Source organism: Micromonospora sp. WMMD1120 (assembly GCF_029626235.1).
Classification (GTDB): Bacteria; Actinomycetota; Actinomycetes; order Mycobacteriales; family Micromonosporaceae; genus Micromonospora.
In genome coordinates this window covers 7,010,534-7,033,589 of the sequence record NZ_JARUBO010000005.1, presented here as the reverse complement: position 1 = coordinate 7,033,589, position 23,056 = coordinate 7,010,534, and the positions used below count along the sequence as shown (strand labels likewise).

18 protein-coding genes are annotated in these 23,056 nt (G+C 72.4%); 10 read left to right on the top strand and 8 right to left on the bottom strand.

The features are described 5' to 3' along the window. Positions 1 to 76 precede the first annotated feature (76 nt). Positions 77 to 871, bottom strand: a complete 795-nt coding sequence (locus O7634_RS31375) for a hypothetical protein (RefSeq protein WP_278153747.1) — start codon at positions 869 to 871, stop codon at positions 77 to 79. Between the two features lie 195 nt (positions 872 to 1,066). Between O7634_RS31375 and O7634_RS31370 the strand changes: the two genes are divergently transcribed. After that, a complete protein-coding gene (locus O7634_RS31370; protein ID WP_278153746.1) occupies positions 1,067 to 1,879 on the top strand; it encodes a DUF3097 domain-containing protein in 813 nt (270 codons plus the stop codon). Between the two features lie 306 nt (positions 1,880 to 2,185). Here the strand turns inward: O7634_RS31370 and O7634_RS31365 are convergent, their stop codons facing one another. Beyond that, a complete protein-coding gene (locus O7634_RS31365) occupies positions 2,186 to 3,499 on the bottom strand; it encodes a serine hydrolase domain-containing protein (RefSeq protein ID WP_278153745.1) in 1,314 nt (437 codons plus the stop codon). Positions 3,500 to 3,620: 121 nt separating this feature from the next. Between O7634_RS31365 and O7634_RS31360 the strand changes: the two genes are divergently transcribed. The 4 genes from O7634_RS31360 to O7634_RS31345 all read left to right on the top strand — a co-directional run bounded on the left by O7634_RS31360 (position 3,621) and on the right by O7634_RS31345 (position 8,551). Further along, positions 3,621 to 4,094 carry an NfeD family protein gene (locus tag O7634_RS31360; RefSeq protein WP_278153744.1) on the top strand — a complete coding sequence of 158 codons (474 nt, stop codon included), beginning with the start codon at positions 3,621 to 3,623 and terminating at the stop codon, positions 4,092 to 4,094. A 5-nt stretch (positions 4,095 to 4,099) separates the two neighbouring features. Then, a complete protein-coding gene (locus O7634_RS31355) occupies positions 4,100 to 5,206 on the top strand; it encodes an SPFH domain-containing protein (protein ID WP_278153743.1) in 1,107 nt (368 codons plus the stop codon). Between the two features lie 134 nt (positions 5,207 to 5,340). Next, positions 5,341 to 6,108: a hypothetical protein gene (locus O7634_RS31350; protein WP_278153742.1), complete on the top strand. Its 768-nt coding sequence runs from the start codon at positions 5,341 to 5,343 to the stop codon at positions 6,106 to 6,108. Positions 6,109 to 6,349: 241 nt separating this feature from the next. Further along, entirely contained in the window at positions 6,350 to 8,551 is a 2,202-nt protein-coding gene (locus tag O7634_RS31345; protein WP_278153741.1) for a transglycosylase domain-containing protein, read from the top strand. A gap of 58 nt (positions 8,552 to 8,609) precedes the next feature. On the opposite strand, the gene O7634_RS31340 is transcribed toward O7634_RS31345, so the two are convergent. Together O7634_RS31340 and O7634_RS31335 are read right to left on the bottom strand one after the other, a co-directional pair. Beyond that, complete coding sequence (locus O7634_RS31340) at positions 8,610 to 9,308, bottom strand: hypothetical protein (protein WP_278153740.1); 699 nt, start codon at positions 9,306 to 9,308, stop codon at positions 8,610 to 8,612. Positions 9,309 to 9,458: 150 nt separating this feature from the next. Next, positions 9,459 to 11,306, bottom strand: a complete 1,848-nt coding sequence (locus tag O7634_RS31335) for a thiamine pyrophosphate-requiring protein (protein WP_278153739.1) — start codon at positions 11,304 to 11,306, stop codon at positions 9,459 to 9,461. 119 nt (positions 11,307 to 11,425) lie between these two features. Here O7634_RS31335 and O7634_RS31330 point away from each other — a divergent pair, with 119 nt between their 5' ends. Genes O7634_RS31330 through O7634_RS31320 form a run of 3 tightly spaced genes read left to right on the top strand, consistent with a single transcriptional unit; the run spans position 11,426 to position 15,509 of the window. Next, positions 11,426 to 12,247 (top strand): RNA methyltransferase, encoded by an 822-nt coding sequence (locus O7634_RS31330; RefSeq protein WP_278153738.1) that lies wholly within the window; start codon positions 11,426 to 11,428, stop codon positions 12,245 to 12,247. Positions 12,248 to 12,293: 46 nt separating this feature from the next. Beyond that, positions 12,294 to 13,745: an argininosuccinate synthase gene (gene argG, locus O7634_RS31325; protein WP_278153737.1), complete on the top strand. Its 1,452-nt coding sequence runs from the start codon at positions 12,294 to 12,296 to the stop codon at positions 13,743 to 13,745. A gap of 48 nt (positions 13,746 to 13,793) precedes the next feature. Continuing rightward, positions 13,794 to 15,509: a PucR family transcriptional regulator gene (locus O7634_RS31320; RefSeq protein WP_278153736.1), complete on the top strand. Its 1,716-nt coding sequence runs from the start codon at positions 13,794 to 13,796 to the stop codon at positions 15,507 to 15,509. A 114-nt stretch (positions 15,510 to 15,623) separates the two neighbouring features. Here O7634_RS31320 and O7634_RS31315 read toward each other — a convergent pair whose 3' ends face one another. From O7634_RS31315 to O7634_RS31305, 3 genes are all read right to left on the bottom strand, one after another. Next, positions 15,624 to 16,910, bottom strand: coding sequence for an IS256 family transposase (locus tag O7634_RS31315; protein WP_278148195.1), 1,287 nt, complete (start codon positions 16,908 to 16,910; stop codon positions 15,624 to 15,626). Between the two features lie 135 nt (positions 16,911 to 17,045). Beyond that, positions 17,046 to 18,011: an IS30 family transposase gene (locus O7634_RS31310; protein WP_347404235.1), complete on the bottom strand. Its 966-nt coding sequence runs from the start codon at positions 18,009 to 18,011 to the stop codon at positions 17,046 to 17,048. Between the two features lie 268 nt (positions 18,012 to 18,279). Further along, positions 18,280 to 19,629, bottom strand: coding sequence for a hypothetical protein (locus O7634_RS31305; RefSeq protein ID WP_278153735.1), 1,350 nt, complete (start codon positions 19,627 to 19,629; stop codon positions 18,280 to 18,282). Positions 19,630 to 19,711: 82 nt separating this feature from the next. Here O7634_RS31305 and murD point away from each other — a divergent pair, with 82 nt between their 5' ends. Next, a complete protein-coding gene (murD, locus tag O7634_RS31300; RefSeq protein WP_278153734.1) occupies positions 19,712 to 21,058 on the top strand; it encodes a UDP-N-acetylmuramoyl-L-alanine--D-glutamate ligase in 1,347 nt (448 codons plus the stop codon). 72 nt (positions 21,059 to 21,130) lie between these two features. Here murD and O7634_RS31295 read toward each other — a convergent pair whose 3' ends face one another. Further along, positions 21,131 to 22,099 (bottom strand): hypothetical protein, encoded by a 969-nt coding sequence (locus tag O7634_RS31295; protein WP_278153733.1) that lies wholly within the window; start codon positions 22,097 to 22,099, stop codon positions 21,131 to 21,133. A gap of 81 nt (positions 22,100 to 22,180) precedes the next feature. Here O7634_RS31295 and O7634_RS31290 point away from each other — a divergent pair, with 81 nt between their 5' ends. After that, on the top strand, positions 22,181 to 23,050 hold the full coding sequence (locus O7634_RS31290; RefSeq protein ID WP_278153732.1) for a hypothetical protein: 870 nt from the start codon (positions 22,181 to 22,183) through the stop codon (positions 23,048 to 23,050). Positions 23,051 to 23,056 lie beyond the last annotated feature (6 nt).

Here is a 23,056-nt window from a genome sequence, read left to right as displayed (position 1 = left end):
CGACGCGGGAGAGGGGCGCGCGGGTTCGGGCGGGGGCGCGGGGGGTGGGGGCGGGGGGTGGGGGGTGGGGGCGGGGTTACGGGCGCAGCGGGGCGTTGCAGGCGGCCACCAGGGCTTGCCGGCATGCCGTGGTGAGTGGACGCAGCGCCGCGTCGCGCTGCTGGGCCTCGTAGTTGTTGATCGCACCGCCCGGCGCGGCGTGCCCCGCGAGGGCGAGGACCCGGTCGAGCACGGCGGCCCTGGCGAACAGCCGGCGGGCCCTCGGGTCGAAGCCGGGTGGCAGGTCGGTGGCTCCGTCCGGGCGGCGGAGCGCGGCCAGCGCGCCGGCCAGCTCGGGCCGCCACTGGGCCACGTCGAGGCGGGTCAGGGCGGCGGTGGTCTCGGCCAGCGCGGCGGCCAGCTCGGCCTCCGCCTCGGCGGCGCCGGGCAGCGACAGGGAGGCGGCCGGGGCGTTGGCGGGCAACGGGTACACCCGCCAGAGCACGGTCTCGAAGCAGTCGCCCGAGCCGGAGGTGTGCGACCGCACCTCGGGGATCAGACCGAGGCCACCGGCGACCACCGCCTCGCCCGCCACCAGCGCCGCGCCGGCGAAGTCGCCGGGGCCGGGCAGCCCTCGGGGATCGCCCGGCGCGGGGAGCACCAGGCGGATGTCGTCGGGGGAGAGCTTGGCCAGGGTGGGCAGCGCGGCGCCGAGCGGCACGTCGGTCCAGGTGCCGGGAGCGTCGGCCACGAGGTGCTCCTCGTCGCCGGCGATGGCGTCGGCGACCTCGTCGTACGGCACCAACCCGGCGCGCCACGCGCGCACCCAGGCAACGAACCGGCTCGACCGGCGCGGCGCGAGCGTGGCCGCGCCCGTTGCGGGGGTGGACATGCCGAAAGGGTACGTGGTCACGACCGGCCCTGTCTCGACTGCCGCTCCGGCCGCCCGGCCTGCACCCAACTGCCCTCTTCGCCCACATTCACGCTCCGTCCGTACCCTTTCGGTTCCGCTGGCGGGCGGCCGGGTGGCGGCCCGGGGCGGTGTGTCGGGGCGCGGGGTCGCCGGCCCGGGGTTAGCGTGATCGACATGGCGGGGCGATACGGCGAGGACGTGTTGGCGGGCGACTGGCGGCGGCGGAAGGTCACGCCCGAGGTGGACGCCGAACCGGACCTCGTGGTCGAGGACGCCGACTCCGGATTCTGCGGGGCGGTGGTGGGCTTCGAGGCGGGCGCGGTGGTGCTGGAGGACCGGCACGGCCGGCGGCGCAACTTCCCCCTGCTGCCGGCGGCGTTCCTGCTCGACGGCAGCCCGGTGACCCTGCGCCGGCCGACCCGCGCTCCGGTGCCGGCGGCCCGCCGCCGTACCGCCTCCGGTTCGGTCGCTCTGGACAACGTCCGCGCCCAGGTCGCCAAGGCCAGCCGGATCTGGGTCGAGGGCATCCACGACGCCGCCCTGGTGGAGCGGATCTGGGGCGACGACCTGCGCATCGAGGGTGTGGTCGTCGAGCCGTTGGACGGCATCGACGACCTCGACACCGAGGTGCGTGACTTCGACCCCGGTCCGACCCGACGACTCGGCGTGCTCGTCGACCACCTGGTGGCCGGCAGCAAGGAGAGCCGGATCGTGGCCCGGGTGACCTCGCCGTACGTGCTGGTGACCGGCCACCCCTACGTGGACGTGTGGCAGGCGGTGAAGCCGACCGCGCTGGGCATCACGGCGTGGCCGGTGGTGCCGCCGGGTCGGCCGTGGAAGGAGGGCGTCTGCGCGGCCCTCGGGGTGGCCGAGCCCGCCGACATGTGGCGGCACATCCTGTCCCGGGTGCACAGCTTCGCCGATGTGGAGACGCCCCTGATCAACGCCATGGAGCGCCTCATCGACTTCGTCACCGAGCCGGCCTGACCAGAGTCGCCGGGCCGGCCGGGAGCCGGGTCGCCGGGCCGGCCGGGAGCCGGGTCGCCGGGCCGGCCGGGAGCCGGGTCGCCGGGCCGGCCGGGAGCCGGGTCGCCGGGCCGGCCGGGAGCCGGGTCGCCGGGCCGGCCGGGAGCCGGGTCGCCGGGCCGGCCGGGAGCCGGGTCGCCGGGCCGGCCGGGAGCCGGGTCGCCGGGCCGGCCGGGAGCCGGGTCGCCGGGCCGGCCGGGAGCCGGGGCCGGCTTGACGCGGGCCGGCTTGACGCGGGCCGGCTTGACGCGGGCCGGCCGGAGCCGGTCAGGGCTCCTGGTCGGGGGTGCGGGTGTAGACGAAGGTGGCGATGTCCAGCGCCACCGCCCGACCCTGGTCGTCGCGGCGCACGGTGAGGATCTCGCCGTCCTGCCCACCGGCGCGCCCCCGCCAGCGATCCGGGCCCTCGGCGACGAAGCGCAGGTTCGGCGCGTTGACCGGGCCGGCGCGCAGGTCGCCGTCGGCGTCGACGACGACCTCGATCCTGGTGCCCATCCACCACCACTGGCCGGTCAGCTCGGCCAGGGCGGCGGGCGGCGGTGCGGCGGCCGGTCGCCACGGGGTGACCGGCGCTGGTTCGGCGTCCAGCACGAGGGTGAGCAGCTGCCGCCCGAGGGCGCCCAGGTGCACGTTGCGCAGCGTGTACGCGTTGACCAGGCCGACGACCGCCGTGCGGCTGGGCCGGTGCACGGCCAGCGAGGCGCCGTAGCCGGGCATCGAGCCGCCGTGCCCGACGTACACCCGGTTGCCGTCGCGGAACAGCTCGACCCCCAGGCCGTGGCCGTGGCTCCAGGCGTCCAGGTCGCTGATCACCACGGGGGAGCACATCTCGGTGAGGGTCTCGGGGGCCAGCACCGACGGGTCGGGGTCGGCCAGGAACGCGGCCCAGCGGCCCAGGTCCTCGATCGTCGACCAGAGCTGCCCGGCCGGGGCCATCGCGCCGGTGTCGGTACGGGGTTCCTCGCGCAGCGTGTCGTGCCAGGGGTGCACGACGTAGCCGCGGGCGTACGGCTCGGTGGCCGCGTAGGTGGTGCGGCGCAGACCCAGCGGGGTGAGGATCCGCTCGCCGAGCAGGTCGACCCAGGACATCCCGGCGAGCCGTTCGAGGACGCCGCCGAGCAGCCCGTACGCCAGGTTGGAGTAGTGGTACGTGCGGTGCGGCGGGTAGGCGATCTTGTCGGCGGTCACCCCGCGCAGGAGGGTGGCCAGGTCGGCGCCGGCCGACCGCTCCCACCAGTCGCCCTCGGGCTCGCGCTGGATGCCGCTGGCGTGGCCGAGCAGTCGGCGCAGTGTGAGCGCGCCCACGCCGGTGTCGGGCAGGTGCTTCTCCAGCGGGTCGTCCAGGGTCAGCCGGCCCTCGTCGCGCATCCGCAGGAGCAGGGTGGCGGTCATCGTCTTGCTGATCGAGCCCAGCCGGTACTGCAGGTCGACGTGGGGGCGGGGGGTCTCGCCGGCGGTGGCCAGGTGCACGAGCGCGCCGTCGCGGACGACGCCGAGCACGAGCGACGGCGCGTGCCCGTCGGCCTGGGCCTGGGCGACCCGGGTGTCGATCTGTCGGGCGGTCTCGGGTAGCAGAATCACCGTTTTCTCCTCGGGTCGGGCCGCCGGTTCGTGGTGTCGGTGAGGGGCCGGAACGGGCAGCGCCGAGCCTACTGATCTTTGCGGGTGGGCCGCGCGTGCGTGCGCGTGTCACGATCGAGGGGTGGACGCCGTGGTGTGGATTGTTCTGGGTGTGCTGCTGGCCGTCGCCGAAATCTTCACGACGACGCTATTTCTGATCATGTTCGGGGTCGGCGCGTTCGCGGCCGCCGGTGCGGCGGCGCTGGGTGCGCCGGTCGCGGTGCAGGCGCTGGTCTTCGCCGTGGTGTCGGCGCTGAGCCTGCTGGTGGCCCGGCCGGCCCTGCGGCGACACCAGCGCTCGGCGCTGGAGAACGGCGAACAGCCGTTCGGCGTGGAGGCGATCGAGGGCTCCACGGCGCTGGTGCTGGAACGGGTGGACGCCGAGCATGGTCTGGTCAAGATCGACGGTGAGCTGTGGAGCGCCCGCTCGTACGACACGACGCAAAAGTATGAACCCGGTCAACGGGTTCGGGTGATAAAGGTCCGGGGCGCGACCGCCCTGGTCTGGCAGGACGACGTTTCTTCCGCCGGCGAGCTGCCGGAATCGAGAGGGTGAACGGAATGACGATAATCGGGGTGCTGGTGATCGCGGTGGCGTTGATCGCCGTGATTACGCTGGCCAAGGCGGTGCGGATCGTGCCGCAGCAACGCCATGACGTGGTGGAACGGCTCGGCAAGTACAAGCGCACCCTGAGTCCCGGCCTCAACCTGCTGGTGCCGTTCATCGACGCGGTGCGCACCAAGGTCGACATGCGCGAGCAGGTGGTCAGCTTCCCGCCGCAGCCGGTGATCACCTCGGACAACCTGGTGGTCTCGATCGACACCGTCCTCTACTTCAAGGTGGTCGACCCGGTCCGCGCGACCTACGAGATCTCCAGCTTCCTCCAGGCCATCGAGCAGTTGACCGTCACCACACTACGTAACGTGATCGGTTCGCTGGACCTGGAGCGGGCGCTGACCAGCCGGGACGAGATCAACCGGCATCTCTCCGGCGTGCTGGACGAGACCACCGGCCGCTGGGGCATCAAGGTCACCCGGGTCGAGATCAAGGCCATCGAGCCGCCGGCCAGCATCCGCGACTCGATGGAGAAGCAGATGCGTGCCGAGCGGGACCGCCGCGCCGCGATCCTCACCGCGGAGGGGCACAAGCAGTCGCAGATCCTCACCGCCGAGGGTGAGAAGCAGTCCGCGGTGCTGCGGGCCGACGGTGACCGGCAGGCCCGCATCCTCCAGGCCGAGGGTCAGGCGAAGGCCATCCGTACCGTCTTCGACGCCATCCACCAGGCCAACCCGAGCCAGAAGGTGCTCGCCTACCAGTACCTGCAAGCCCTGCCGCAGATCGCCCAGGGCAGCGCCAACAAGGTCTGGATCGTGCCGGCCGAGCTGACCAAGGCCCTGGAGGGCATGGGTGGCGCGCTCGGTGGGCTGAGCCAGATGGTGGGGGACCTGCCGGCGCCGGAGGCGGCCGACCACGCGAGCCAGGTCGAGCGCGAGGCCGCGGAGGCGGCCCAGGCCGCTGCCGCCGCGGCCCAGCAGATCCACGACGAGGTACGCGTCGCCGAGGCGCAGGCCACCGGCGGTAACAAGCCGCAGGGGTTGCCCGCGCCGGAGCCGGTCTCCCCGGCCAGCCTGGTCGAGGACCCCTCCGACGAGCGTGAGCGGGGCTGACGCACCGGTTAATGCGAGAAACGCTCATGGGGCGCTCCGACGCCTGCCACGATCGGTCCTAGGACGGGTGGTGACCAGGCAATCGGGGCGCCCCGGCGCGTCGGTGCACCGCTCGACGACGAGCGAGGTGACGCATGAAGGATCCGGCGAAGCGGATGTGGTCCTCGGCCCCGGTGCCCGGCGCGCACGATCCGGTCGCCCCACTGGGCTCCCGGCGTAGCGGTGGCGGCTTCGGTGTCCTGCCGTTCGTCGGGGAGCCGACCCCCGGCGCGCCGGCCACGAACGCCAGCTGGGCCTGGTCGGTGCGGCGGTTCGCGCGGGCGGCGGTGTGGCTGCTGCCCGCGTACGCCATCCTCTACGGCGCGGTGGCGATGGCCAGCGACGGCGGGGTGGGCAACGACCCCTATCCGGCCGACGGCCGGGCGGTGTACCTGATCGGCTGGGTGGCGGCGGTCTGGCTCGGCCTGCTCGCGCTGCTGGCCCTCACCGGGCTGTTGGCCGCGACCCGCAGTCGCCGGGTGGCCGCGGCGGGGCTGTTGGTCAGCATCGCCGGCACCGTGCTCATGTTGCCGTTCGCCGGGCTCGAAGAGCAGACCCCGGTCTTCGGCGCCACCGCCCGGTCGCTGGTCCTGCTCGGGGCGACGTTCTACAGCGTGGGCTGGTGCCTCACCGGCTGGGCGGTGGCCCGCTCGGGCACCTTCAGCCTCGGCGACGGCATCATGCTGATCATCGCCGCGCCGCTGCTCGGCCTCGGCGGCGCGCTGATCGGCTCGTTGCAGACCTTCGGCGCGATCTTCGTGCTGATCGCCGGCATCGGCATCGGCTACCGCTCCGGCCGCCTCATGCCCCGCGAAACCGCCCAAGACGCCGCCACCGCCAGCCTGACAACCCCAACCCCCTAAACCCCCGCCCGGCTGCCCCCGCCCCCACGCCCCGCCCCGCCCGGTAGCCCCGGTTGATCATGAAGTTATTGCCCTCTGCGTCGGCGTGTCCTGGCCATAACTTCATGATCAACGGGGTGGGAGGGCGGGGCTGGGCGGGGTGGGAGGCGGGGCGTGGGCAGGGGGGTGGGGGCGTGAAGTTGGTGACACTGGTGGGGGTGGGGGTGGTCGGTTGGTGGTTTTTGTGGCAATCCTGGGGAGCATGGCCGCCCCCCGCTCGCCGCTGTCGCGGCTGTTCACCGTGCTGCTCGCCGGCGTGTTGGCCGGGCTCGTCCTGGCCGTCGCCGCGCTGCCGGGCAACCTGCTGCTCGGGTTCACCGCCCGCGCCGCGCTCGGCTCGTACGCCGCCCTGCCGGCCTCGCTGAAGACCCCGGCCACGCCGCAGCGCTCGTACCTCTACGCCAACGACGGCAAGACGCTGATCACCACGTTCTACGACGTGAACCGCAGCGACGTGCCGCTGTCCGAGATCGCGCCGGTGATGCGGCAGGCGATCGTGGCGGCCGAGGACCGGCGGTTCTACGACCACGGGGGCGCGGACCTGCGCGGCCTCGCCCGGGCGCTGGTGGCCAACGTCAGGGGCGGCGGCACCGAGCAGGGCGGCTCGACGCTGACCATGCAGTACGTCCGTAACGTCCTCAAGACCGACCCCACCCGCACCGCCGCCGAGCGCGCCGCCGCCACCGACCCCACCATCGGTCGCAAGATCCAGGAGATCCGGTACGCGAGCGCGCTGGACAAGAGCCTCGGCAAGGACGAGATCCTCGACAGGTACCTGAACATCGCCTACTTCGGCTCCGGCGCGTACGGGATCGCGGCGGCCAGCCAGCGGTACTTCGGCAAGCAGCCGGCGCTGCTGACCCTCGGCGAGTCGGCGCTGCTCGCCGGTCTGGTGCAGTCCCCGGACGCGTACAGCCCCATCGACGGGGACCGGGACCAGGCGCTGGCCCGCCGGTCGTACGTGCTCGACTCGATGGTCGCCACCGGCGCGATCACCGCCGCCCAGGCCGCCCAGGCCAAGGCGGAGCCGCTGACCCTGCGCCCGACCGCCCAGCCCAACGGCTGCACCGCGGTCTCCCAGGGCCACGACGACTGGGGCTACTTCTGCGACTACCTGCGCCGCTGGTGGCTGACCCAGCCGGCGTTCGGGGCCACCGTCGCGGAGCGCGAGCAGGCCCTGCGCTCGGGCGGCTACACGGTGGTCACCTCGCTCGACCCGAAGATCCAGGCCACCGCCCAGCAGCAGGCCACGAAGGTCTACGGGTACGACAACAAGCGCGCCCTGCCGATCGCGGCGGTCCAGCCGGGCACCGGGCGGGTGCTGGCGATGGCGGTCAACCGGCACTACAGCCTGGCCGACAACCCGGCCGGGCAGGCGAACTATCCGAACACTGTCAACCCGCTGATCTCCGGCGGGGCGAGTGTCGACGGGTACCAGGCGGGCTCGACGTTCAAGATGTTCACCATGCTCGCCGCCCTGGAGTCGGGCCGTACGCTCTCCACCGGCTTCGACGCGCCCGCCAGGCTGCCCACCCGGTACCCCGCCGAGGGGCCGGGCAGCTGCGACGGTCGCTGGTGCCCGGCGAACGCCAACCCGGACTGGATGGACGGGTACCGGATGATGTGGGACGGCTTCGGCCGTTCGGTGAACACCTACTTCGTCTGGTTGGCCGAGCAGGTCGGCCAGGACAAGGTGGTGCAGATGGCGCAGCGCCTCGGCATCACCTTCCGGGCCGACTCGGATGCCGCCTTCGCCAAGAACAACGCCGCGAACTGGGGTTCCTTCACCCTCGGCGTGGCGGCCACCACCCCGCTGGACCTGGCCAACGCGTACGCCACGGTGGCCGCCGAGGGCACCTACTGCACGCCGCTGCCGGTGGTCTCGGTCACCGACGCAAAGGGCGCGAAGGTCCCGGTCGGGCAGCCCTCCTGCAAGCGGGTCCTCGATCCGGACGTCGCCCGGGCCGCCACCGACGCGGCGCGCTGCCCGGTGGGCCAGCAGTCGGCGTACGGGCAGTGCAACGGCGGCACCGCCACCGGCGTGAACGGCATCCTCGACGGCCGGCCGGTGGCCGGTAAGACGGGTAGCTCGGAGCTGAACTCCACCGAGACGTTCGTCGGTTTCACCCCGCAGGTGGCGGTGGCCGGCATCGCCGCCAACCCGGACGACCCGGCCGACTCGGTGGGGTCGGCGGTGCAGACCAAGGTGATCGACGCGGTCGCCCGGGTCATCGCCACCGCCGTCAAGGGGCAGCCGGAGAAGGCGTTCGCCGCGCCCAGCAAGGAACTGGCCGGCGATCCGCGCCGCCCGGTCGAGCGCCCCGCCGTTCCCGAGCGTCAGCAGCCCACCCGGGAGCAGGACCCGCGCTCGGCCCTGCAACGCTGGCTCGACCGGCGGGGCTGACGCCCGACGCGACGGCGCCTCCCCACCGCGAGGTGGGGAGGCGCCGGCCGTACGTCGTCTAGGTCCTGCTCTTCAACTGCTCGAAGTCGATCACCTGGTCCTCTGCCGGCGCCTTCACGTCGTCGAAGGTCGCACCGAACTCGCTGAACGTGACCTGACCGTCCGCGTCCTGGCCGCCCTCCAGGCGGATCGGGTACGGCTCACCGGTGGTGGCGATGTAGAGCGTGCCGCTCTTGTCGCCGTCGACCAGCCCGATGGTCTTGACGCCGTCGAACTCCTTGGCCTCACCCTTGGTCAGGGTGCCGTCCGGCTTGAGCAGTTCGTCGACGTTGGCGATGCTGAACAGTTGGGAGAGGTCGTCCTTGGTCGAGACCTTGGCCCACTTGTCACCCATCATCTTCACGATCTCGCCGGATGCCTTGGCGCCGGTGTTCTTCGTCCAGAACGTCTCGTCCGGCCGGATGTACTGCTGACCGCCCGTGGACAGCAGCTCGATGGTGCCCTCGTTGGTGGAGACCCGGCCACCCAGGTCGCTGCCGGTCACCTTCAGATCGAGGGTCATCTTCTGGCCGTCGTCGACGATGTCCCCGACGAGGTGGTACGACTTGGCGTTCTTCACCGCGGTCGTGGCCCGCTGGAGCGCCTCGTTCGGCGCCAGTGCCGCGACGCCGTTGTCGGCGGGGGCAGTCGACTGTGGCTGTCCGCCGTCACTGCTCCCGCAGCCGGTCAGCAACGCCGCCGCCAGCACAACGGCCATGCTTCGTCCGATTGTTGTCGATCTCATCGTCAGCTCCCTCGTGCCACCCCCCGTGGGTGAGCAGAGACGCTGGTACCCGTGATCGATCTCCGGCAATCCTTCGATCTGCGCGTCCGTCCGACGTGGTCGGAGCACCCGAGCGGGCCGTGTTCAGCGCTCGCGGCGACGAGGGCGATAGCTGGCGATCGTCGAGGGCAGACCGCGCCTGATGATGCCGGCCCAGTCGGTGTCGCCGCGCAGCACCGCCGCCGCCGTCTTGCGGGCCTGGTCGACGGTGAAGTGTGGCGGCAGCATCAGCTCGGCCGGGTCGACCAGGGCGTTGATGACCACCGGCCGGTCGGCGGCGAGCGCCCGGTCCCAGACCGCCGGCACCTGCTCGGGTGAGTCGACCAACTCGCCGTGCAGCCCGAGCGTCTCGGCCCACTGGTGGTACGCGATGTCCGGCAACTGCTGACTGTCCGGAAACATCGGGGTTCCCTCGGTGGAGCGCTGCTCCCAACTGACGAACGCCAGATCCCGGTTGTTGAGCACCAGCACCACGAACCGGGGGTCGGACCAGCTCCGCCAGTACTTCGCCACGGTGATCAGCTCGTTGACCCCGTTCATCTGCATGGCGCCGTCGCCGATCAACGCGACCAGCGGCCGGTCCGGGTGGGCGAACTTGGCGCTCAACGCGTACGGCATCGCGCCGCCCATGGACAGCAGCGTGCCGGAGAGGCTGGCCAGCATTCCGGGGCGTACCAGGAGGTGGCGGGCGTACCAGGCGGTGGTGGTGCCGCAGTCGACGGCGAGCATGACGTCGTCGGGCAGCCGCTCGTTGAGGGTGTGGAACAGCAACTGCGGGTTGACCGGGTCGGCGGCCTGCTGGGCCAGGTCGTGCTGGGCCCGACGCCACGCCGAGGTGGCCTCCGCGATCTGCTCCCGCCAGGCAATCGGGCCGGGGCCGGGGCCCAGCTCGTCCAGCAGCGCGCGCACTGTGGGGCGGGCGTCGCCGGTCAGGTTGACCTCGGTCGGATACCGCAGCCCGAGCTGGGTGCCGTCCAGGTCGATCTGCACCCCGCGCGCCTGACCGGGTGGCGGATAGAACTCCGAGTACGGCATGTTGCTGCCCACGATCAGCAGCCGGTCGCAGCCGGACATCAACTGCCAGCTCGGTCGCGTGCCGAGCAGTCCGATCGCCCCGGTCACCCACGGCTCACGATGGTCGACGGCGGTGAAGCCGAGCAACGCGGTGGCGACGCCGGCCCCGAGCCGGTCGGCGATCTCCCGGACCTCGTCGCGGGCGCCGAGCGCGCCCTGCCCGACGAGCATCGCCACGCGCTCGCCGCCGCGCAGCACCTCGGCGGCGCGGCGCACGTCCGCCGCCGGGGGCACCGTCGGCGTGCTGCTCGGCGCGTTGCTGGTGTGGTAGTAGCCGTGCGCGTGCGGCGGGTCCGGGATGGCCGGCTCGTCCTGGACGTCGAGGGGAAGGACCAGGGCGGTGACGGTGCGCCGGGCGAGCGCGGTGCGGCACGCCCGGTCGACCAGGTGCCGCACCTGCGCCGGGTGGTCGAGCTGGGCCAGGAACGCCGCCGCCACGTCCTTGTAGAGGGCGAGCAGGTCGACCTCCTGGTAGTAACCGCCACCCTCGGCGGTGGTCGCCGTGTGCCCGACCAGGGCGATCACCGGTTGGTGGTCGAGTTTCGCGTCGTACAGGCCGTTGAGCAGGTGGATGGCGCCCGGTCCGCTGGTGACCAGCGCGCAGCCCAGCGGTCCGCCGCCGTACTTGACGTGCGCGGAGGCGGCGAAGCCGGCTGTCTCCTCGTGGCGTACCTGGATGAACTGCGCCCGCTCCCCGGTGCGTTGCAGGGCGGAGGTGAGGCCGTTGATGCCGTCGCCGGGATAGCCGAAGTAGCGGTGCACGCCCCAGCTGAACAGCCGCGACACGATGTGGTCCGCGACGGTCGGGTGTCGGGGCAGGGGGCCTGCCTCGCCCGGTGCCGTGTGGTCTGTGCTCACCTGGCTGGTCCTTCCCGTCGAGTCCGGTCCTGCGCCGGTCGTTCCCCTTCTCCAGCGGACAAAACACCCCGAACGGCGGGCGGCGGGGACCGTGGCGCGGGGTCCGGCAGAATCGTCGGGTGCCTGTCCACCAGATCACCGACCCCGACGACGACCGGATCGCCGACTACCGCGCGCTCACCGACGTCGAACTGCGCACCCGCTGGGAGCCGCCACACGGCCTGTTCATCGCCGAGGGGGAGCTGGTGCTGCGCCGGGCGTTGCGCGCCGGCTACCCGGCCCGGTCGTACCTGGTCGACGCCAAGCGGGCCGACCAGCTCGCCGACCTGGACACCGGCGACGCCCCGGTGTACGCGGCCACTCCGGACGTGCTGCAACGGGCCACGGGTTTCCACGTACACCGGGGGGTGCTGGCGTCGTTCCACCGCCGGCCGCTGCCGACGGCGGCCGAGGTGCTGGCCACCGCGCGCCGGGTCGTCGTGCTGGAGGACGTGAACAACCACACCAACCTGGGCGCGATCTTCCGAGGGGCCGCCGCGCTCGGCGTCGACGCGGTGCTGCTGTCGCCGACCTGCGCCGACCCGCTCTATCGACGCAGCGTACGGGTCAGCATGGGTGAGGTCTTCGCGCTGCCGTACGCGAAGCTGGAGCACTGGCCGGCGGGCCTGGACCAGGTGCGGGAGGCGGGTTTCACGGTGCTCGCCATGACGCCGGCGGCGGACGCCGTACCCATGCAGCGGCTGACCCCGGCGCAGCGCGAGCGGCCGGCGCTGCTGCTCGGCGCGGAGGGGCCGGGCCTCACCGCGGCGGCCCAGGCGGCCAGCGACGTGCGGGTGGTTCTGCCGATGCGGCGCGGCGTGGACTCGTTGAACGTGGCCGCCGCGGCGGCGGTGGCGTTCTGGGAGCTGAGCCGCGACGATCCGCCGTCCGACGGGGAGTAACGCCTTCCGCTTGCATGGCCATGCGTTCTATTGCATAATTTTCCCCGTGTCCAAGGTTCTCACCTCCCTGCCCATCGGCGAACGTGTCGGCATCGCCTTCTCCGGCGGCCTCGACACCTCGGTCGCGGTCGCGTGGATGCGCGACAAGGGCGCCATTCCCTGCGCCTACACCGCCGACATCGGCCAGTACGACGAGCCCGACATCGCCTCGGTGCCCGGCCGTGCCCTCAGCTACGGCGCCGAGCTGGGCCGCCTGATCGACTGCCGCGCCGCCCTGGTCGAGGAGGGCCTGGCCGCGCTGACCTGCGGCGCCTTCCACATCCGCACCGGCGGGCGGGCCTACTTCAACACCACCCCGCTGGGCCGGGCCGTGACCGGGACGCTGCTGGTGCGGGCGATGGTCGCCGACGACGTGCAGATCTGGGGCGACGGCTCGACCTTCAAGGGCAACGACATCGAGCGGTTCTACCGGTACGGCCTGCTGGCCAACCCCATGCTGCGGATCTACAAGCCGTGGCTGGACACCGCCTTCGTCACCGAGCTGGGTGGGCGCAAGGAGATGTCGGAGTGGCTGCTGGAGCGCGGCCTGCCCTACCGGGACAGCACCGAGAAGGCCTACTCCACCGACGCCAACATCTGGGGCGCCACGCACGAGGCGAAGACCCTGGAACACCTCGACACCGGCATCGAGACGGTCAACCCGATCATGGGCGTGAAGTTCTGGGACCCGTCGGTGGAGATCCCGACCGAGGACGTCACCATCGGCTTCGACCAGGGCCGCCCGGTCACCATCAACGGCAAGGAGTTCGGCAGCGCCGTCGACCTGGTGCTGGAGGCCAACGCCATCGGCGGCCGGCACGGCCTGGGCATGTCGGACCAGATCGAGAACCGGATCATCGAGGCCAAGAGCCGGGGCATCTACGAGGCGCCCGGGATGGCGCTGCTGCACGCCGCCTACGAGCGGCTGGTCAACGCGATCCACAACGAGGACACCCTGGCCAACTACCACAACGAGGGCCGCCGCCTCGGCCGGCTGATGTACGAGGGCCGCTGGCTGGACCCGCAGGCCCTGATGCTGCGCGAGTCGTTGCAGCGCTGGGTCGGCACGGCGGTCACCGGCGAGGTCACGCTGCGGCTACGCCGGGGCGAGGACTACTCGATCCTCGACACCACCGGCCCGTCGTTCAGCTACCACCCGGACAAGCTGTCCATGGAGCGCACCGAGGACTCGGCGTTCGGCCCGGCCGACCGGATCGGCCAGCTCACCATGCGCAACCTGGACATCGCCGACTCCCGTTCGAAGCTGGAGCAGTACGCCTCGCTCGGCCTGGTCGGCGGCGCGAACCCGCAGCGGGTGATCGGCGCCGCGCAGGCCGCCTCGACCGGCCTGATCGGCGCGATGCCGGAGGGCGGGGCGGAGGCCATCGCCTCCCGGGGCGTCCCCACCGCCGAGGACGCGGCGCTCGACCGCGCCGCGATGGAGTTCGGCGTCGACTGACCCCGCGTCGGCCGGCGGCTGTCGAGATCCGACGTCACGGACGGTAGCGTGGCGGCCGTGTTCCCTACCGTCCGTGAGGTCCTCGGTCTGGACCCGGTCCGCCACGGCGCGCCGCGCGTGGTCGCCGGGGACGCCGGTCTGGACCGGCCCGTCCGCTGGGTGCACGTCGCCGAGGTGCCGGACATCGCCACCCTGCTCGGCGGCGGCGAGCTGGTGCTCACCACCGGCATCGGCCTGCCCGGGGACGACGCCGGGCTGCGCGCGTTCATCGGCGACCTCGCCGACGTCGGCGTCTCCGGGCTCGTCGTCGAGCTGGGCCGCCGGTACGTCAGCGGCGTACCCCGGGTGATGGCCGCCGCCGCCGAGCGGCGCGGGCTGCCCCTGGTCGAGCTGCGCCGTGCCACCCCGTTCGTCCCGATCACCGAGGCGGTGCACGCGCTCATCGTCGACGCGCAGCTCACCGAACTGCGCGCCACCGAGGAGATCCACCAGCGGTTCAACGACCTGTCCGTCGAGGGCGCCGAGACGACCGAGGTGCTCCGGCAGGCCGCCGAACTGTCCGGTTGCCCGGTCGTGCTGGAGAACCTGTCCCGGCAGGTGCTCGGGTACGACCCGGCCGGCGAGAGCGCCGAACTGCTCCTCGACGCCTGGGAACAGCACTCCCGGCGGATCCGGCCGGCCGGGCGGACCGCGTACGACCGGGACAGCGGGTGGCTGGTCACCGCCGTCGGCGCCCGGGGACAGGACTGGGGTCGGCTGCTGCTGCGCTGGCCGGCCAGCGGGGACGTGCCCAACTCCGCCCCGCCGACCCGGCTCACCATCCTGATCGAGCGGGCCGCGTCCACCCTCGCGCTGGGCCGGCTCATCCGCCGCGACGCCGAAGGGCTGGAACGGCAGATCCACCGCACCCTGCTCACCGCGCTGCTCGACCACTCCCGGCCGGTGGACGAGGTGGCGCTGCGGGCCAAGGCGCTCGGCGTGGCGCTCGACCGCCGGCACCTGGTCGGCGTCATGGTCCGGCACCGCGCCGAGGACCCCGGCGGGGAGACTGGCCCCGAGGGCGGCCAGGCCCGGCTGCGGGACCTCTCCGAAGCCGTCGGCCAGGCGCTGCGCGAGGCGAAGCTCACCGCGCTCACCAGCGCCGTCGACGACAACTCGGTGGGCGCGCTCCTGGCCCTGCCCGACCCGGCCGCCGAGGACCGCGCGCTCTCCGCGTTCGCCGGGGCCCTTCGTCGGGTACGCCTCGACGGCCGCGTACCCGCCGGCATCGACCCGTCCACCGGGCCGGCGGGCACGGACGGGGCCCGGGGCTCGGGTGGGGTGATCGTGGCCGCCGGCTCCGGCGTCGCCAGTCTGCGGGAGGCCCGACGCTCACTCGTCGAGGCCCGGCAGATCGCCGAGGCGGCCCGCCGGGACCGGCGCGACCTGCCGATCTTCCGGCTGCCGCACGTCGGGCTGGCCGGGCTGCTGCACCTGCTGCGCGACGAGCCCCGGTTGCAGACCTTCGTCGAGCGCGAACTCGGGGCCCTCCTGGAGTACGACGCCCGACACCCCCGGGAGCAACTGCTCGACACCCTGCGCGCGTACCTGGAGCAGGGGCGCAACAAGTCCGCCGCCGCTGCCGCCGCCCACCTGTCCCGACCGGCCTTCTACGAACGCCTGGCCCGCATCGCCCGCATCCTCGACGTGGACCTGGACTCGGTAGAAGCCACCCTCTCCCTCCACGTAGCCCTACTAGCCCTAGAAGCAGTAAGAACCCCCTAACCCCACCCCCGCCCCCTCCCCCCTGCCCCCTCCCCGCCCCCCTGCCCCCTCCCCGCCCCCTCCCCGCCCGTCCCCGTGGGGCTGTCTCGCTAACGGTGTTTCCGGCGATCTTGGTTAGTAGGTTTCAGCGGCTGGGAAGCGGTCGCTGAAGGTGATGGCGAAGGCGTTCAACGCGGGTTTCCAGCGCATCGTCCATCGGGTTCTGCCTGCTCCGGTGGGGTCCAGGGATCGGGTCACCAGGTACAGACACTTCAACGCGGCCTGTTCGTTGGGGAAGTGGCCACGGGCCTTCACGGCCCGCCGGTAGCGGGCGTTGAGCGACTCGATCGCGTTCGTGGAGCAGATGACCTTGCGGATCTCCAGGTCGTAGTCGAGGAACGGAATGAACTCGGCCCAGGCGTTGTCCCAGAGCCGAATCACCGCCGGATACCGGCCGCCCCACTTCTCCGCGAGGTCGTCGAACGCGGCCTTGGCCGCGTCAGCGTTCACGGCGGTATAGATCGGCTTGATGTCCCGCTTGAGCTCATCCCAGTAGCGGCGGGACGTGAGCCGGAACGTGTTGCGGATCAGATGGATGATGCAGGTCTGCACCACCGTTCGGGGCCACACGTTCGTGACCACCTCCGGCAGCCCTTTGAGGCCGTCGCAGACCAGGAAGAACACGTCCTTGACGCCCCGGTTGCGCAGGTCGGTCAACACACTCATCCAGAACTTCGCGCCCTCACCGCCGGCGCCGGCCCACAGCCCGAGGATGTCCTTATCACCGTCGAGGGTGACCCCGATCGCGGCGTAGAACGGCCGGTTGGCGACCTGCCCATCGCGGACCTTGACCACGATCGCGTCGATGAACACCGCCGCGTAGATCTCGTCCAAGGGCCGGTGGGACCAGTCGGTCATCTCCTCGATCACCTTGTCGGTGATCCGCGAAATCGTCTCCTTCGACACCGAAGCCCCGTAGATCTCGGCGAAGTGCGCCGAGATCTCCCCGGTCGTGAGCCCTTTGGCATACAGCGACAACACGACCTCGTCGACCCCGGACAGGCGGCGCTGCCGCTTGCGCACGATCTGCGGCTCGAACGTGCCAGCCCGGTCCCGCGGCACGTCGATCTGCACCGGACCGTTGGCCTCGGTCAACACGGTCTTCGACCGGGTTCCGTTACGGATGTTGCCCGACCCCGCCCCGGCCTGGTCGTGTTTCTCGTAGCCGAGGTGCTCGGTCATCTCCTCGTTCAGCGCAGTCTCCAGGACCGTCTTGGTCAACTGCTTGAGCAGCCCGTCCGGGCCGGTCAACGACAGCCCTTGCTCCTTTGCGGCCCGAACCAGCTCGGCGGCGGCTTTCGCCTCCGCCGACGGCTCGGGCCGCTTCCTGCGTCCGGTCTGCTCGTTCAGCGTCGCGGTCATCACGGCACCCTCCTCACCAGGCACAACGCCCGGCAGGTCAGGCCGGAAACACCCTTAGACCCACACTCCCGTCCCCGTTGATCATGAAGTTATGGCCACTTGTGTCGGCTTGGGGTCAAGGGGTGAGTGCAATCGTTAGGCGGCGATGAGGTGGTCTAGGCGTTCGGCTGGGGTTGCCCAGTCGAGTGTTTGGCGGGGGCGGGTGTTCAGTTCGTGGGCGATCTCGTCGAGGCCGCTCTGGTTGATGCTGCGGAAGTCGTAGCTGCCTTTGGGGAAGTACTGGCGTAGCAGGCCGTTGGTGTTCTCGTTGCTGCCGCGTTGCCAGGGGCTGTGGGGGTCGCAGAAGTAGACCGGGCAGCCGGTGGCGACGGTGAAGACCGCGTGGGCGGCCATCTCGCTGCCTTGGTCCCAGGTCAGTGAGCGGCGTAGGTGCGTCGGTAGTCGGGCGGTGAGGTCGGTGAGCACGCCGATGACGGCTTCGGTGTCACGCCCGTGCGGCAGCGCGCCGAGCATCACGTAGCGGGTGGCGCGTTCGACCAGTGTCACGATCGCCGAGCGGCCGCCCTTGCCGATGACCAGATCACCTTCCCAGTGACCCGGCACGGCCCGGTCGGTGGCCTCGGCGGGCCGGTTACTGATGTGCAGGTCCCCGATCCAGGGGCGGCGGCCCCGATCCGCTGCCGCCAGCCGCGACTGGGCACGCCGGTCGGCGCGTCCCGAGCGCAGAGCGACCTGCCGAGTCAACTCCTCCCGCAGGCTGCCCCGCGACTGAACGTAGATCGCCTGGTAGATCGTCTCGTGAGACACCTGCAACTCCGGCCGGTCAGCGAACATGGCCCGCAGCCACGCGGCGATCTGCGTCGGAGACCACCTACGCGCCAGTCTGCCCCGCACCACCTGCCGCAGCCGCGTCCCGGCCCCCAACTTCGTCGCCTTCGGCCGACGCCGCGCCGCGTCAGCACGCCGCTGCGCCCACTGCGCCTGATACCCCCACCGATACGGCGCCCGAGCCCGCCCCGACGGCAACGACCGCCCCAACGGGTTCTTCGTCCCATGCCGGGCACTGTGATACCGGCCCACCTCCCGCGAGACCGTGCTCACCGACACCCCGAGCACACCCGCGATCTGCGAAATCGTCCGCCCTGCCCCCCACAGATGCTCCAACACCTGCCGATGCCCAAACGTCACCACACCCGGCCTCGCCACCAGCACCCCCAGCCCAACCAAGATCAGTTGCACTGAAGCCTAGAAACCACCCGGCGTGTCCTGGCCATAACTTCATGATCAACCGGGCGGGGCGGGGCGGGGCGGGGGCGGGGGCGGGCGGGGCGGGGGGCAGGGGGGCAGGGGGGCAGGGGGCGGGGCGGGGTCAGGTTAGGGCGGTTAGGGCTTTGGCGTAGGTGGGGGGGATGTGGTTGGGGCCGCCGGGGGTGAAGACGTCGGTTGTCGCCACCGCGGACCAGGCTGTCGCCGGGACGGCGTCGACCAGGGCGCGGACCACCGGGGCGTCGCGCCACTGGTCCTGCTCGGCGAGCAGGCCGAGGGCGACCACCGACTCCTCGACCTCGCCCACGCACTCGAACGGCTTGTGCCCGTCCACGCCCAGCAGCTCGCGGTAGCCCGGGATCTGCGACTCGTCGGCGAGCAGGTCGCCGCCGAAGATGCCGACCACCCGTTCCCGCGGCATGAACGGCGCCATGGCCAGGAAGACGAACCGGCACTTGGGGCAGTCCCGGCACCAGCGCTCGCTCGCGTCGCGCAGCTTGAACGCCGCGTTGCAGCTGGTCACCACGCCGTCGTAGCGGGTGAACTCGGCGAACAGCCGGGCGATGTGCAGCTCGGAGAGCGAGCGCAGCAGCGAGAAGTACGGTTCGGTCAGGCCGGCGTGCTCAGCCAGCGACGCCCGCAGCAGCCCCTCCGCCTCGACGCCCTTCGACCACTGGTGGTTGATCTCGTGACCGTTCCACACCAGGTTCGGATCGGATGCGGAGCGCTCGTTGGACATCACCACCGGGCCCAGCCCGTGCAGCACGGCGGTGGCCACCGCGATCAGCGAGTTGATGGCGGTGACCGGGATGTGCCCGTTCAGCGCGCCGTCGGCGTTCAGGTCGAACAGCACCGGGTCGAGGCGTCGCCGGGCGGCCAACGGGACCAGCCCGGACGCCTCGTTGACCGAGACGATCACGTGGTTCGGGTTGACCGAGAATGGCACCGGGTCGAACCCGGCGCGACGCAGCGCCTCCAGGCTGACGATCGAGTCCTTGCCGCCGCCGACGGCCGAGAGCGGGCGACGGTCGGAGTCGTCGTACACCCGGGGTGTCTCCGGGGTGCCGGCCGGCACCTCCGGGCGCAGCTCGAGCACGTGCGGCAGTTGGTTGCGGTATGCGTACTCGGCGAGGCCCTTGGTGTAGACGGCCGTGACGTAGTCGACGGTGGCCGCGCCCAGCGGCGCCGGCAGCACCAGCCGGGGAGGCGCGGCGGCCTTGTAGTAACTGACCCCGGCGACGAGGTGCAGCACCTCCAGCACCCGGTTGAGGGTGGCCACCGTCTCGTCCGAGGGCGGCTCCGCCGGCAGCGGCAGCGTGATCACCTCGGTGAATCGCTGCTCGCCGGCCGGGCCGGTCAGCGCGTAGTCGAACAACACCTCGCCGGTGGCGAAGTCGATCGAGTAGGACGGGAAGGTGAAGGCGTCCATCCGCCGGAGCTGCTCGTTGGGCACACGCCATACTAGGCCCTGGTTCGTCCGGCCGTGTCCGGACCGGGCCCGCCCTACTGTCGCCGTGACCCCCGAGGAGAGCCCAGTGCGCCTGTCTGACCTGCGCGGACGTACCGTTGCCGTCTGGGGCGCCGGTCGGGAGGGCCGGGCCGCGGTGACCGCGATCGCCGCGCACGGCCCGGCCGAGCTGGTCGCCGTCGACGACAGCGCGAACTTCCTGTCGCTGCCCTGGGAGGGCCCGCTGGCGGAGGCCGCGCCGCTGGTCACCGGCGAGGCGGGCTTCGAGAGGCTGGCCGCCGCCGACGTGGTGGTGCGCTCCCCGGGGGTGCCCCAGACCCACCCGTGGCTCGTCGAACTCCGCCGGCGCGGGGTGATGGTGACCCAGGGCACCGCGTTGTGGATGGCCGACCACGCCGCGCGCACCGTCGGCGTCACCGGCAGCAAGGGAAAGAGCACCACCTCCAGCCTGATCAGCCACCTGCTCACCGCGATGGGCCGACCGAACGTCTTCGGCGGCAACATCGGGGTGCCGACCCTGGACCTGCCCGACGCTGAGCTGTACGTGCTGGAGCTGTCCAGCTACCAGTGCAGCGATCTGACCGACTCGCCCCGGGTGGCGGTGGTCACCGCGCTCTTCCCCGAGCACCTGGACGCGCACGGTGGGGAGCGGGAGTACTACCGGGACAAGTTGAACCTGCTCGCCCACGACCCGCAGACGATCGTGGTCAACGGCGCCGACCCGCGGCTCGCCGCCGAGCTGGGGGAGCTGCCCGCGGTACGGGCCGGCCGCCCGGACACCGTCCACGTCGCCACCGGGCCCGACGGCACCCAGTGGTTCCACAACGGTGCCCAGCCGCTCTTCCCACGCGCCGTGCTGCCGCTGGTCGGCCGGCACAACGAGGGCAACCTCTGCGTCGCGCTCGCCGTGCTCGACGCGCTCGGGGTCGACGTGGTGGCCGGCAAGGACCACCTCGCCGTCGCGGTCGCCGAGTTCCAGGGGCTGGCACACCGGCTCACCGAGATCACCGACCCGTCCGGGTTGACGTTCGTCGACGACACCCTGGCCACCAGCCCGTACGCGGCCATGCACGCGATCGACGCGTACGACGGGCGGCCGTTGACGGTGATCGTCGGGGGCAACGACCGGGGTCTGGACTACACGCCGCTGGCCGAGCACCTGGCCGAGCGGGAGTTGACGGTGATCGGCATCCCGGACAGCGGGGCGCGCATCGTCGAGGCGCTCGCCGGCCTGCCCAAGGTGCGTACCGAGGTGGTCGACGACCTGGTCGACGCGGTACGGCTGTCCCGGGAGGTGACCCCGGCCGGCGGGGTGGTGCTGCTGTCGCCCGCCGCGCCCAGTTACGGCCGGTTCCGCAACTACGAGCACCGCTCCGAGGTCTTCGCCCAGGCCGTCGCGGACACCGCCGGCTGACGCCCGGCGTCGCCGCCGGCCCGGATGCCGCCCGGCGCTGCTCTGAGCACGAGCTGCCGCCCGGCGTTCCGGTCAGCGTGCGGGGAGCCCGGCGTGCAGGGCGCGCATGGAGCGGATCGCCGAGCGGATCTCCTGGAGGTAGCGGCCCGGGGTGAGCGTCTGCTCGGGGAGGCCCGCCAGGTCGGCCACCGCCGGGTCGACACCGACCGTGTCGATGTCGCAGCCGTAGGGCAGAGCCAGGGTGCGCAGCGCGTCGCAGTGCTGAAACGGCACGTAGATCGGCGCGGTGACGGTCAGCACCTCGTCGCCCGGGGCGAGCCGCACGTGCCCGGCCCAGAAACGTTGGGTGTCGGCGGTGTGCGCCCGCCGCCGGTCCGGCTCGCTGGACGGCGCGGCCAGCACCCGTACCGGTGGCAGGCCCGCCGGCCGGTAGGTCCGCGACGACCAGGAGTGGTGTGGGTGGCCGGCGTCCACGCCGGCCTGCTCGGCCGGCGCGCACACCTCGAACACCCGCCGCACGGCGCTGTCCAGCACGTCGACCTCGGTGGCGTCGGCGGGCAGGCCCGCGTCGGCCAGGGTCCGCCGTTCCCAGTCCGACAGCGGCCGGAAGCTGCCCAACACGGCGACCTCACCCCGTACCGCCAGGCCCGTGCGCAGCAGGCGCGCGGCGTACCCGACGCGACGCACGCACGCGTGCGCCAGGCCGCCCAGCACCACCAGATGGGCGTACGCCGGGCGGGCCGGCGGCACCGGCTGGATCAGACCGAGCGCGGCGGCAGTGTCGAGGACCAGCGCGGCGGTGGTCGGGTCGAGGTCCGGCTCCCGGGCGTCCGGCCGCTCCCGCCCACCCCGGAAGTCCCAGTGGCGGGCGGAGAAGTCGTCCAGGAACCGCAGCACCTCGCCGAGGTCACCGGCCGGCCAGTCACCGCCGAAGTGACTCACCAGGCCGCGTAGCGGGGTGGAGCAGACCCAGGACCGGACGTCCCGCGTGATCCGCTCGGCGGCCGTGTCGCCCGACGGGACCGTCTCCGCTCTCTGCATCTGCGGGATGCTACCGGTGCGCCGCCACGGGCGGTTGTATCCGGTATTTACGCTGGTGGCAGCGGCTGATTGGGGGTTCGGATGACCCGTGACGCGGCCCGTCCGCGGGCGCGAGGCGGCACCTCCGCCAGGGGCGTTCTCCGGCTGGCGGCGCACGCCGACCCGGTGGCGCTGGTCGGCATCATGCTGTCGATCGGTCTCAGCATCGCGTTGGATCTCAGCAACGCCGCCTCCGGGGTGGAGTCGCTGCTGGCCGGCCTGATGGGCATCACCATCTCGCTGCTGGTGGACTCGCTGGCCCGCGCGGAGCGCCGGTTTCACCTGCGTACCCTGTTGGACGGTCCGCAGTGGCTCGTGCGCACCACCACCGAGCTGGCCGGCGCCATCCGGGAGGCGGCCGAGCAGCACGCCGGCACCCGGGTCGCGGCGGAGGCGCAGCGGCGCTACGAGCAGTTCCGGCTGGAGGCCGAGCAGTTGGCGGACGGCCGGATCATCCGCCGGGGCGACGACGACGAGGACCTGGTCGGGGCCACCCGCACCTGCGCGCACCGACTGGACGCCCTGACCAACGTGCTGCCCCGGGTGAGCGGGGAGCTGAGCTGGTGGCGCGGTGAGATCGGTCGGCGCTACTGGGAGGCCAACCTGGAGGCCCTGCGGCGGGGCGTCCAGATCACCCGGATCTTCGTCTACGTCACGCTCACCGACGAGTTGTCCGCCCTGGTGGAGCAGCAGCGCGCCGCCGGCGTACGGGTCGGCCTCCTGCCCCTGGGTGTGGTCAGCCCTGAGCTGCACGTCAACCTGACGCTCTGGGACGGGTCGAGCTGTTGGGAGGCGCGCATGACGGCGCACGGTGAGATCGCCGAGAACCAGTTCTCGGTGAACAGCGCCGACGTCGCCCGGCTCACCCGCGTCTTCGACCTCTGTGCGACCGCCGCGACCTTCAAGGACTGACGGCCC